The organism is Rhodococcus sp. RS1C4 (assembly GCF_002258225.1).
GTDB lineage: Bacteria > Actinomycetota > Actinomycetes > Mycobacteriales > Mycobacteriaceae > Rhodococcoides > Rhodococcoides fascians_E.
This window is the reverse complement of sequence record NZ_NOXZ01000008.1, coordinates 97,006-109,144: the sequence shown is the minus strand read 5'-3', so window position 1 is coordinate 109,144 and position 12,139 is coordinate 97,006. Positions and strand designations below refer to the sequence as shown.

General features: G+C 64.3%; 10 protein-coding genes. 6 read left to right on the top strand and 4 right to left on the bottom strand.

What is annotated here, in order from left to right; genetic code table 11:
• On the top strand, positions 1-2,044 hold a 2,044-nt coding region (locus CH289_RS03060), incomplete at its 5' end, for an AMP-binding protein (protein ID WP_143545029.1).
• Positions 2,041-2,289, top strand: coding sequence for a phosphopantetheine-binding protein (locus tag CH289_RS03055; RefSeq protein ID WP_019667398.1), 249 nt, complete (start codon positions 2,041-2,043; stop codon positions 2,287-2,289). The genes CH289_RS03060 and CH289_RS03055, both read left to right, overlap by 4 nt.
• 63 nt (positions 2,290-2,352) lie before the next feature.
• Here the strand turns inward: CH289_RS03055 and CH289_RS03050 are convergent, their stop codons facing one another.
• The 4 genes from CH289_RS03050 to CH289_RS03035 are packed head-to-tail and all read right to left on the bottom strand — an operon-like array spanning position 2,353 to position 8,392.
• A complete protein-coding gene (locus CH289_RS03050; protein WP_094727219.1) occupies positions 2,353-3,963 on the bottom strand; it encodes a (2,3-dihydroxybenzoyl)adenylate synthase in 1,611 nt (536 codons plus the stop codon).
• Positions 3,964-4,012: 49 nt separating this feature from the next.
• Positions 4,013-4,834, bottom strand: a complete 822-nt coding sequence (locus CH289_RS03045; protein WP_094727217.1) for a sugar phosphate isomerase/epimerase family protein — start codon at positions 4,832-4,834, stop codon at positions 4,013-4,015.
• Between the two features lie 58 nt (positions 4,835-4,892).
• The gene (locus CH289_RS03040) at positions 4,893-6,662 is read right to left on the bottom strand and encodes an ABC transporter ATP-binding protein (RefSeq protein WP_230621129.1); all 1,770 of its coding nucleotides are present in this window, start codon (positions 6,660-6,662) and stop codon (positions 4,893-4,895) included.
• Positions 6,659-8,392, bottom strand: a complete 1,734-nt coding sequence (locus tag CH289_RS03035; RefSeq protein WP_019667394.1) for an ABC transporter transmembrane domain-containing protein — start codon at positions 8,390-8,392, stop codon at positions 6,659-6,661. Before CH289_RS03035 ends, CH289_RS03040 begins: the two co-directional genes overlap by 4 nt.
• 170 nt (positions 8,393-8,562) lie before the next feature.
• On the opposite strand from CH289_RS03035, the gene CH289_RS03030 reads away from it, so the two are divergent.
• The 4 genes from CH289_RS03030 to CH289_RS03015 all read left to right on the top strand — a co-directional run bounded on the left by CH289_RS03030 (position 8,563) and on the right by CH289_RS03015 (position 12,136).
• Positions 8,563-9,363, top strand: coding sequence for a siderophore-interacting protein (locus CH289_RS03030; RefSeq protein ID WP_019667393.1), 801 nt, complete (start codon positions 8,563-8,565; stop codon positions 9,361-9,363).
• Positions 9,360-10,244 carry a siderophore-interacting protein gene (locus CH289_RS03025; protein ID WP_033190659.1) on the top strand — a complete coding sequence of 295 codons (885 nt, stop codon included), beginning with the start codon at positions 9,360-9,362 and terminating at the stop codon, positions 10,242-10,244. The genes CH289_RS03030 and CH289_RS03025 overlap by 4 nt, the downstream gene beginning before the upstream one ends.
• A gap of 51 nt (positions 10,245-10,295) precedes the next feature.
• Positions 10,296-11,042, top strand: a complete 747-nt coding sequence (locus CH289_RS03020; protein ID WP_033190660.1) for an ABC transporter permease — start codon at positions 10,296-10,298, stop codon at positions 11,040-11,042.
• A gap of 83 nt (positions 11,043-11,125) precedes the next feature.
• Positions 11,126-12,136: an ABC transporter substrate-binding protein gene (locus CH289_RS03015; RefSeq protein WP_033190661.1), complete on the top strand. Its 1,011-nt coding sequence runs from the start codon at positions 11,126-11,128 to the stop codon at positions 12,134-12,136.
• Positions 12,137-12,139 lie beyond the last annotated feature (3 nt).

The window sequence follows — 12,139 nt, the reverse complement described above, 5'->3', positions numbered from 1 at the left end:
CCCCGGTGATCGGATCCTGCAGAAAACCCCCGCCGTCTTCGACGTCTCGGTCTGGGAATTCTTCCTCCCCGCCGTCGTCGGCGCCACCCTCGTCGTCGCCAAAGACGGCGGCCACAAAGACCCGTCGTATCTCGCCGAGGTCATCGACCGCCACCAGATCACCGTCCTGCACTTCGTGCCCGCCATGCTCGCTGCATTCCTCGGGGCGACTCCTGACCCGGACCGGTTGGCGTCGGTGCGGCTAGTGTTCTTCTCCGGCGAAGCCCTCCCCGCCGCGAACGCCGCCGACGCCGACCGACTCTTCCTCGGCGCCGAACTGCACAACCTCTACGGCCCCACCGAAGCCGCCGTCGACGTCACCGCAGCACCCGTCCACGCGTCTGCGTTGGCCGACGCGGTGACCGTGCCCATCGGAACACCGGTCGCCAACACAACCACCCACGTCCTCGACACCTGGCTGCGCCCGGTACCCGTCGGGGTGACAGGAGAGCTGTATCTCGGTGGTGTCCAACTCGCCGACGGCTACATCGGCCGCACGGATCTGACGGCGTCCCGGTTCGTCGCTACCGGATCCGGGCAGCGTCTGTACCGCACCGGCGATCTCGTCCGCTGGAACCACGCCGGTGAACTCGACTACCTCGGCCGCTCCGACGACCAAGTCAAGATCCGCGGCTTCCGCATCGAACTCGACGAGATCCGCACCGTCCTCGAACACCACCCCGCCGTCTCGACCGCGGTCGTCATCGCTGCTGACCACCCCGGCGGCAATGACAAATACCTTGCCGCCTATTACGTCGGTACCGACGTCACCGACGACGAACTGCGGGAGCATCTGACCGCACGGGTGCCGGACTACATGATCCCCACGGTGTTCATTCCCATCGACACCGTCCCGGTCACCCCCAACGGCAAACTCGACCGCCGCGCACTACCCACACCCGACCTCACCGGAGCACTCACCGGCGGACAGGAACTCGAGACCGATGCGGAGAAAGCACTCGGGCGGCTGTTCCGCGAGGTGTTGGGACTCGCGGACGACATCACGCTCGCCGCAGACGACCACTTCTTCCGTCTCGGCGGGCACTCGTTGCTCGCTGTCCGGTTGGTCGCTCGGGCGAACGAGGAGATCGGTACGTCGTTGCTCCTGAACGACGTGCTCCGGAACCCGACCGTCGCAGGTTTGGCTGCTGCAGCGCAGGATCGCGCCGCGAGTACGGTCACCCCGACCGACGTGGCCGACGCGATACTCGCCCCGCTGTTGCCATCCTCGTCCGGTCGCTTTCTGTTCTGTGCGCACACGATGTACGGCGGCGATGCTGCTGCGTACGACGTGTTGGCCGACTACGTGCCGGACGGACTGGGGATCGTGGGGTTGCAGGACCCGGCACACGGCGGTGTCGACATCGAATTCGACACGCTCGCCGAACTGGCGGTCGTCTACGCGAATGCGGTGCAACGTGTGCAGTCGACCGGGCCGTACGACCTGCTCGGCTGGTCCTACGGCGGACACATCATGTTCGCCGTGGCACAGGAGCTTCGCTCGAGAGGAGAGGAGATCCATTCCTTGACGATCCTCGACACCTATCCGACCAGCGCCCCCGACACGCCCGAGACGCCTGCGCCCGACGTGTCGTTCGTCGACGACCGGGATGCCCAGTTGGAGTACCTGGAAAGCAGACGCGAGGACTTGCTGGTCATTCTCGGCGACGAGGGAAGCCGCGCGTTGTTTGCGAACCAGACGCTCGTCAAAGCCTTTGCGGTGTCCGGTAACCGATGTGAACAACTCATGGCTCAACCGACCAGCGGCCGACTCGACTGCGGCTCGCTCGTCGTGTTGGCTGGGGAAACCATCGACAACGCCGAGGCGGAGGGGCTCACCGCTGGACGGGGCGCCTGGCGTGTCCATCTCCCGCGGGCCGTGATCACTGTGGCCGACGGCGAAAACCACACGTCGGTGATCCTCACCGCGCGCGGACGAGCCCACTGGGGTGCGCAGCTCACCCGACTACTGGAACCAGGCGACGAAGGAGCCGAACAGCGATGACACTGAGCAGCGAACAGGTACAGGAAGATGTGGCGAACGTGCTGTACGTGGAGGTCGACGAGCTCGACCACGAATTGGATTTGCGCGAGCAGGGAATGGATTCCGTGCGCGTGATGCAACTCGTCGAGCAGTGGCGCAGCGCAGGGGTGGAGAAGGTGGACTACATCGTGTTGGCAGAGGATCCACGGCTGGAACGCTGGCTTGCGGTTCTGGAGGACCTGCAGCAGTCTGCGCAGAAAACGTAGGGACGCGAGAGTGTGGGGCCGGGAAAGGATCCGGCCCCGCACTCGTCGACACGCGAAGCGGTTCTACTTTCTCTTGCTGATTTTTCCGACGGCGGTGCGCTCGAACTCGGTGACCAATTCGACGACGTCAGGAAGCTTGTACGTCGCGAGCCCCTTGGCCTTCAGGAACTGCCGAACCTTGGTCAGCGACAACGATTTCGGATCCACACCCTCGCGTGGGAGCAGGAATGCTTTGACACGCTCACCGAGGACGGCGTCGGGAATGCCCTGGACGGAGGCCTCGTGGATCGACTCGTGCGCCAGCAGCTGGTCTTCCACCTCTGCGGGTGCGACTTTCTCCCCGCCACGGTTGATCTGATCCTTCGAGCGTCCGGTGACCGTCAGGTATCCGTCGGCGCCCTGGACGACAATGTCACCCGTGCGGTAGAAGCCGTCCTCGGTGAACACGTTCTGGTGCTGAGGGGCGTTGTAGTAACCGCGGATGGTCGACGGTCCACGGGTCAGAAGGTCACCGGCGGTGCCTCTGTCGACATTCTGGCCATGAGAGTCGACGACGCGGATTTCGTCGTAGTCGGTGGTCGGGCGCCCCTGGCGAGTGGTGATGATGTCCTCGTCCGCATCGAGTCGTGTGAAGGTGTGCAGGCCCTCGGCCATACCGAAGGACTGCTGGACCGTCGCCCCGAGTTCGGGCCGAACTCGTCGCGCCGAGTCGGGGCTGAACTTCGCCCCGCCGACCTGGATGACGGCGAGCGTGGACAGGTCGTATCGCTCTTTCAGTGACGAGTTCAACCACGCCAGCGCGAGCGGGGGAACCAGCGCGACGATGGTCACACCATGCTCGTCGATGAGGGGGAAGCTCACGTCCGGACTCCCGTTGGGCGCCATGACGACTGTGCCGCCGGCAGCGAGAGTGGACAGGTAACCGGGGGAGCGCATCGCGAAGCTGTGCGACATCGGTAGCACGACGAGTTGCACTGTGTCCGAGGTGATATCGGTCATCGCGGCCGCCGCCCGCACGGAGGCGAGGTACGTCTCGTGGGTGTGCGGGACAAGCTTGGGGCGATCGGTCGTGCCTCCCGACAATGCCAGGAAAGCGACGTCCGACGGGAGCGATCGTCGACGATGTTCCAGTGTGCCCTGTGCAAGAAGCGGTTCAAGTCCATCGGCGTCGACGATGATCGTGTGTTCGAGTGTGGACGACGTCGACTTCAGCTCGGCTGCGAGGGCTGCGAGATCGTTCCCGTCGTGCGCGGCGGTGGCGATGTACCCGCGGGCACCGGATTCTTCGACGATGTAACCGATTTCGTGCAGGCGCAACGCGATCGGGGTGAGGACGGGTACTGCGCCGATCTCGTAGAGTGCGAACACCAGCGCCACATAGTCGGGAATGTTCGGGAGGTGGACCACGACGCGGTCGCCGCGCCGGATTCCGAGACGCTCGAACCCGGCCGCGAGCGTCAGAATCCGCTCGCCCAGGTGGCCGTACGTGATCCGGGTGTCACCGAAGATCAGTGCAGTCTCCTCCGAGTGCTGCTCGATCGAGCTGAACAGAAACTCCGTGAACGTCTGGTCCACCCAGATGCCCTCATCCCGGTAGCGCTGCGCGAACTCCGGTGGATAGGGGACGACTCCGTCCAGGACGAGGGGTGCGAGGTCGTGAGTGGACGCGGTCATCTATCCCTTCCTATGTGAGCGGAAATGTAGGTCAGGCCTACATTTCCGCTCACGTTGTGGTGTATTGCAGACGAGAAATCAAGGCGTCGAGCGATTCTGCCCCGTGTGCCGCGACGTCGGCTGCGGGGCGTTCGCGGTATCCGGGGTTGAAGATTTCCAGTGAAAGCGGACCGGTGTATCCGGCTTCGATCACGCCGGCAACGGGGGCGAGTACGTCGAACTCGCCGTCTCCGGGGAAGCAGCGGTGATTTCGGCTCCACTGGATCAGATCGAGATCCATCCACGGGGCGTCGGCGACCTGAAGAAAGCCGATACCGCGGGGGTCGAGGGCGTGGATCTGTTCGATTCCGTCTCCCACCGCATAGAGGTGGAAGGTGTCGACGACGAGTGACAACGACGGGTGGTCGGCGCGCCTCAGTGCATCTTCGACGTCGGCGATGCGGTTGATGTGGGTGCCCCAAGCCAGCGCTTCGAACATGACGGTGGCGCCATGTTCTGCTGCGGCCTCGCCGAGTGCGTGCAATTGCGAGGCAGAGAGGTCTCGGTCGTCGATGGCGTCGTCGTCGGTGTTGGAGACGACGAGGATTGCATCTCCGCCGAGCGCCTCCATGATGTCGCTTTCGCGGTGGAAACGTTGGAGTACGTCGGCGAATTCGGTTTCGGTGACACCTTCGGCGCGCCTGAACGGTTGGTAGAGGTCGACGGTCAATCCGAGGTCGTCGCATCGCCGACGGATGTCTGCGGTGCTCGATGATGCAGCCGTCAGGTCGGCGTCGAGAATTTCGACGCCGTCGAAGCCTGCCGCGGCGATGCCGTCGAGTTTGTCCTCGAGCGTTCCGCCGAGTGACACGGTGGCGATGCAGGTCTTCACGGGTGCTCCTCGGCGTAGGTCCGGCGAGGCTGACATTGATAGCCTAACCTAGCTCAGCTTAACCTAGCCTTACCTCGGAATGGGGTTGTATGTCGGCGCTGTACACGGCCCACAGTTCGGCGTAGCGGCCCGCGGCATCGAGTAGCTCGTCGTGGGTGCCTTCCTCGACGATGGACCCCCGCTCGAGGACGACGATACGGTCGCACGCACGCGCCTGCGAGAGTCGGTGCGCGATGACGATCGCCGACCGGCCATGTAGTGCCTTCGCTGTGGCCTCGTCGAGCAGAGCCGAGTTGCGCGAATCTGCTTCTGCCGTGGCCTCGTCCAGAATCGCCACCGCGGGGTCGTGCAGGACCAGCCTGGCCAGCGCGAGCAGCTGAACGTCCGCCGCGGTGATGCGGTGACCTTCCTCGCCGAGTTCGGTGTCGAGGCCACCGGGGAGCGAGCTGAGAAGGACATCCCCGCCGACGAGTGACAGTGCGTGCGTAAGTGACTCGTCCGAAGCATCCGGCGCGGCGAACGCCAGATTCTCGCGCAGTGTTGCCGAGAAGACTCGTCCCTCTTGGTTCAGGTACGCGATCCGCGATCGGTGTACCGATGCCTCGATGGTTCCGCCGCCCGGCTCGCGCACGCCGGCGATCAGACGGGCGAGCGTTGTCTTGCCCGAACCGCTCGTGCCGACGATCGCGAGGTGCTCCCCGGCGTGGAGCGTCAGATCGACGCCGTTCAGCACGGGGTGCTCCGGCAGATAGGAGAAGGATGCATCACGAACCGAGACGACGGGGCCGGTTCGCCTCACGGTCGAGTCCGGCGCGGCGGCCGGGGCGGCGTAGTTCTTCGTGACACCCACGACCCGAGCGAGAGATGCTGCGGCGGACTGCAAGTCGTCCATCACGAACATCAGCATCGAGATCGGTCCGGTGACCTGCAGGAACAACAGCGAGGCGGCGGTGATCGAACCCAGTGACGTGCCGTACCGCGCAGCCAGAACGAAACCACATCCGACGATCAGGAGCAGGCAGACCGCCTCGGCGAGGTTGATGCGGCTGAAGAAACGGTTCTGCATGATTCGAGCGCGCACCTCCCAACGTGCCACATCCCATGTTGCGCTCTGGATGTCGTTGATACGTGCATCGCCTACCTGAAATGCGGTAACGGTTGGAAGCGCCGTGAGTGTGGTGAGTACGCGTTCGCCGCGGGTGCTGTCTGCCGAGCGCAGTGCGCCGTACACCGGCGGCACCGCGGGGAGGTACCACCTCAATGCCCGTACGTACAACGGCGCGGCAAGCAAGAACGCGATGCCGAAGCGCCAGTCGATGGCCGCTGCCCCGATGACGGTCAGCACGATCGTGAAGATCGCTGCTGACAGCGTCGGCAGAATTGCTGGGAGTTCGTCGGACACGTTCCGCGTGTCGGATGCGGCACGAGTCACGATGTCTCCGACACCCACTCGTTCCACCTCGGTCTCCGTCAGATCCAGTGTCGCCGCCATGAACTTCTCGCGCAGGTCCGCGACCATCGTGTCGATGACGCGTCCGAGCGCCACCATGCCGAAGAACTCGACGACGCCGCCGATGAGGGCAGCGGCCACCAGTGCAGTCAACTGCCACCAGAACACCGCTGGAATTCCCGATGCTTCACTGCCGGTGACTGTGTCGACGATCCACCCGATGGTCAGTGGGAGGACGAGCGTCGTGGCTGCCGAGATCAGCAGAAGTAGGAGGATGCCCGCGATCCTCAGCTTCTTGCCCTCGGCGAGTTCTGTTATCTCGTTACGCATCTCGCGCCAGTCGGCGACCGGCAGGCGCTGCATTTCGGTATCGCTCACGAATGTTCTCCTGCGATGCTGTGCGTGGACACTGCGTGAAAGGCGGGCGAGGACGTGATGACGATCGTGGTCAATCCTTCTCGCGCAGAACGTACCCTGGTGGCGATGTCGTGCTCGGTGGCCGAGTCCACGGAATTCGTGGGATCGTGCAGAACGAGTACCGGCGGACGGCGATGCAGTGCGCGGGCGAGTGCGACGCGTTGGCGTTGGCCACCGGACAGGGTTCTGCCGCCGTCGCCGATATCGGTGTCGTAGCCGTCGCGAAGTTCGTGCTCCAGGCCGTCGCAGCGGGCTGCCTGCAGCGCGCCGCGGGCGCTGGTGTGCTCGTCCGACCCCGGAACTGCCTCCGCGGACGCCACGTTGGCAAACAACGTCGGTTCGAGGAGGTCCGGCTGATGGGGTGAGACGAGTATTCGGCGGCGGACCTCGGCCGGGTCATGTTCTCGCAAGGGACGTCCGTCGAGTGTGATGCCCGGGGTCTTGTCTTGCTCGCCGCGCGAGGTCAAGGTCATCGCGGCGACGAGCCCGTCGGCATCGATCGCGGACGGGTCGATCACGAGAAACTCGCCGGGCGTGACGAGAATCGGGTCGGTCATCTGGGGCGAGTGGATCCGAAGCGTCGGGGACTCCGGGATCGGAGCGGTTCCGAGCGCCTCCGGATCGGGGCCGATGTGCAGTTGATCGAGAACACGCTTGGCCGACGCCAACACCATCGCACCCAACGTTGCGGCGTCCTCGATGAGACTTCTCAGCGGATCGAGAAGCACCTGGGCCATGGCGGCAGCGGCGATAAGGCCGCCGATCGTGATGGAGCCGTTGAACGTGAGCATTGCAGCGATGACGGTCACCACGCCCGCGAACAGACCGGTCAGCGCATTGTTGATGCCGATGACCGCGCCCTCTGCCCTGTTGGCCGCGAGTGTGCCGCGCAGGGCCGATCGGGACACACCTCGATAATGGTCAGTGGCGGCGCGCTGAGCGTGGATGCCCGTGATCACTCGGTAGCCGGACACCAGATCGGCGGCGATGCCTGCCGCGTCCGCGACGGCATCTTGTTCTTCCTCTGCGCGTCTCTGCAGTGGACGCGCGACAACCGCCATGAGCGCCAACAGCAATGGCGACCCGAGTATGACGGTCAAGCCTAGAACCGGGTGGATGGCGAAGAGCGACACAGCCGCGACGACGATTGCGACGATATGGCCGAGTGGATACACCGCGAAATAGATTGCGCTGCTGGCCCGGTCGCTGTCGGAGGTTGCCACCGACAGCAGCCGCCCTGGCAGCTGCGGTCCGCCTGCGGTTCCGCGTGCGTCGAGGATGCGCTCGATCACTCGCGACGACAGCTCGTACTTCGCACGCTGTACAGCGAACCAACCGATGCGCCCGCCGAAGCGATACGTCAAGTTCATGACCACATAGAGGCCTGCGATGACGGCAAGCCACTGCAGGAACCCACCGACGGCCTCACCGGCAGGGGTGCCCGTGGTGACCGGCCCGATGCCGCGGTCGATGGCTGCACCCAATGCCAGCGGAACGAGCGTCGTCGCGGTGTTGTACAGCACCAGGAGCAGGCACCCGAGTGCCGCATGCCAGCCTGCCGATCGGATGATCGACGCCGAGAGGCGTAGCGGCGACATGCCGTCGCGGATTCTGATTCGACGCTGCGGCGGCGTGTCCGGAATGTCGAAGAAAACGGGGATGTGCTTGGGCGGATTCCAGGCGGATGTCATACGTCGGCAGGCTCGTGTTCCAGTGGGAGGGGATGGACGGTGGGGTTCCGGTGCTGCGAGCGGACGCGTCGACGGGGTTGGCCGTAGGGGTTCGACGAATCACAGGGGGTGCGCCCGACTAGTTCTATAGGTTAGCCTAACTTCGAATGCTAATCGATCAGGAGCCTGTAGTGCCTACGCCCGCCCGACGCCAGCCTTATCCCATCAAGATCCGTGCGGCAGAGGTCGTCCGGACCGAGATGATCACCGACACGATGATCCGCGTGACGTTCGGTGGAGCCGGGACCGATGGATTTGTCAGTCAGGTCGCCGACGAGCACGTCAAGCTCATCTTCCCCGACGTCGACACCGGTGAGCTGCGGCTCCCGGTGCCCGACGGCGACCATCTCGATTGGCCGGAGCCCTTCCCGACCACCCGTGAGTACACAGTCCGGAAGTACCGTCCCGAGGAGCGGGAGATCGATATCGATTTCGTCGTGCACCGACATGGGCTCGCATCGGGGTGGGCGATCGCGGCAAGGCCGGGTGACACCCTTCATGTCGCGGGACCTCCCGGCGGGGTGATCATCGATCCCGGATACGACCATTTCGTCATCGTCGGCGACGAGACCGCGCTGCCTGCGATCGCTCGCTGGGTGGAGGAGATGCCGCGTGACACCCGCGGAGACGTGTACATCGAAGTGCACACCGAATCGAGCATTCAGAAGCTGGACCCGCCGGGTGGAATCGACGTCCACTGGATTGTGACGCCGCACGGTGAGGCGTCGGGGCTCGAGACGGCAGTACGATCGACGAAGATTCCGGACGGCGCTTCGGTGTTCGTCTGGCTCGCCGGCGAGGCCGGGGACATACGTCCGCTGCGGTCCTGGATCCGGAAGGATCTGGGTTTGGGCAAGGGGGACAGCTCGATCACGGGATATTGGCGCCGAGGTGTCTCCGATACCCACGAACATCTGGACGAGGAAGAATGAGCAAGGGTTTCTACTACGCCGAAGTTGTTGCCGTCGAGCAGATCACCAAGCACATGGTGCGGGTGACGTTCGGTGGTGAGGACGTTGCCGACTACGTGAGCATCGGGTCCCCCGACGAATGCGTGACGTTGTTCTTCGCGCGTGAGGGTGAGGATCGTCCGCCTGCGATGACCGAGGTCGACGGCGAATGGTGGTTCCACGGCATCGAGGATGCGCCCGAGGGCCGCAACTACACCGTCCGTCGGTTCGATGCCGACTCCGGGCACCTTGTCATCGATTTCGTCGCGCACGAAGGCGGTGTTGCTGCCACCTGGGCGCTGAACGCGACGGTCGGCCAGGTTTTGCTGTGGACGCGGCCACGTTCCTGGTACAACATCCCGGCTACGGCGCAGTGGCAGTTGCTCGTCGCAGACATGACGGGTCTGCCTGCGCTCGGACGCATCATCGAGGAATTGCCGAGTGGCGCAAAAGCTCACGCGATCGTCGAGGTGCTCGAGCGCAGTGACAAGCAGGAGTTCGAGACAGCCGGCGACGTGACGTACGACTGGCGATTCGGCTCCGGCAACGGTGATTCCGCGAGTGTGCTCGAAGACGCGGCACGTCAGTGGGAACTGCCCGACGGCGAGGGTTACATCTGGTTCGCCGGTGAGGCTGCGTCGTCCCGCGTCGTGCGAAAGTACTTCCGGAAGGAGCTCGGCTACCCGGTGACTCGATTCGAGATCATCGGGTACTGGCGCGCCAACTCCGAGCAGTGGCTGGAAAAATACAAGAAGTACCAGGAAGAAGCACTGGCGGTGTACAACGGCGCATTGGCCGCAGGCCGCAGTCAAGCCGAGGCCAGCGAGGAGTTCGACGCCATGCTGGAGCGCGTCGGTCTGTGAGTGGAAATGTAGGCTCCCGCCTATATTTCCACTCACGTGGATAATCTATGAGTGAGTTCTTCCCTGGTCGAGCCCGGCGTTCCCCTTGCAGTCCTGTGCGTGGTCATGGTCCTGCTGGCGGCCTTGGTGTATCGAGTTTCTGCCATCGGGCGAGTGTGGACGGTGCCGTCGGCAGCTGGCCGTGGGTTCCTGCAGTTGGCCGCGGTGTCGCTGGTCCTGGCCGCGGCGCTCGCTCATCTGTGGTCTTCGTTGCTGGTGTTGGTCGTCATGTTCGCTGCGGCTGCCTTCACGTCCATTCGTCGTTCGGAGGCCGGGAGATCCGGGCTGTGGTTGACGGTCCCACTGGCCGTGGGTATCGGCGTCGTCGTTCCATTGTGTTTGTCGACGGGAGTCGTTCCTGCCGAGGGGATTGCGATCGTGCCCGTCGGTGGCATCATTCTGGGCGGCACGATGACAGCGACGTCGCTTGCGGCTCGTCGAGCTCTGGATGCACTGTCCGAGCGGCACGGTGAAGTAGAAGCCGCGTTGAGTCTCGGCCTCACCGAACGTGATTCGCGGCTCGAAGTCGTTCGTCCCACTGCCGGGGACGCGCTGCTGCCTGGGTTGGATCAGACGCGGACGGTCGGGCTCGTGACACTGCCCGGAGCTTTCGTGGGTGTGCTGTTGGCCAGCGGTTCGGCCATCCAGGCCGGAGCCGTGCAGATACTCGTGTTGACCGGACTCTTGCTCGCTCAGACATTGGCGGTGGTCCTGACGGTCGATCTCGTCTCGCGCGGTGTGGTGCACCGCAAAAGCTGACCCACCACAACTGCGAGTGATCGATCTAGAATGCTGAGTTGGTCGAGCACTACTGATGTCTCGCGCTTTCGAAAGGATTTACGTTGTCCGGTTCACTTCTTCGGCGGCGCAGTGTGCGCGTGATCGCCGCGCTCGCCGCAGTGACGATCGGTCTCACCGCATGCAGTAGCGACAGCTCGCCCGGCGACGACACCGAGACGGGAGCCACAAGCAGCGAGACCAGGGTGATCTCGACCGACAAGGGAGACGTCACCGTGCCGGCCGATCCGCAACGCATCGCGGTGCTGTCTGCAGGACTGGCCGGATACCTCTTCACCCTCGACGCACCGATCGCCATCACCGACACGCGGCTTCTGGGCGTGACCAACCTCGACGGCGGGTTCCCACCGCAGTGGGCCGAGAAGGCGGAGGAGCAGGGCACCGAAGAACTGCCCGCAGGCGAAGCGCTGAACATCGAGGCGATCGCACAGGCAGAGCCCGACCTCATCATCGGTGGCGGACAGGGGATTTCCGCCGTCCAGGCAGACGAAGCATACGACCAGCTGACCGCCATCGCGCCGACTGTTCTGATACCCGCGTCCGTCAACACGTGGCAGGGGCAGCTCGAAGCCGTTGCCGACGCTGCGGGTGAGTCGGACAAGGTTGCCGGACTGCTCGAGGCATACGACGACAAGGTCGCCGAAGTAAAAGGGGCCATCACGGTGCCGGGATCGCCGGTGTCGTACCTGTTGTCGCTGAGCACCAACGAGCCCGCGTTCATCCCGCAGACTGCAACGTTGCCGGAGTTGCTGAAGAACGTCGGCCTCGAACCGGACGACGTGCTCACCAAAGCCGACAACCCCGAGCTCTACGGCTCGGGTGACTCGTTCATCATCAGCCCCGAACTCCTGGCTCCGGTGGCGAGCGCACCCGTCATCATCGTCGTTCCGGTCGCCGGTCGTAGCTTGGACGAATTGAAACAGGATCCCGCCTACGCGAGTCTGCCTGCCTTTGCGTCCGGCAACGTCTTCGAGCTGCCTGCTACGAGCTACCGACCGGATTACGACGGGGTTATCTCGACCCTGGATCAGGTGCAGACGCTGTTCGCCCAGTAGATC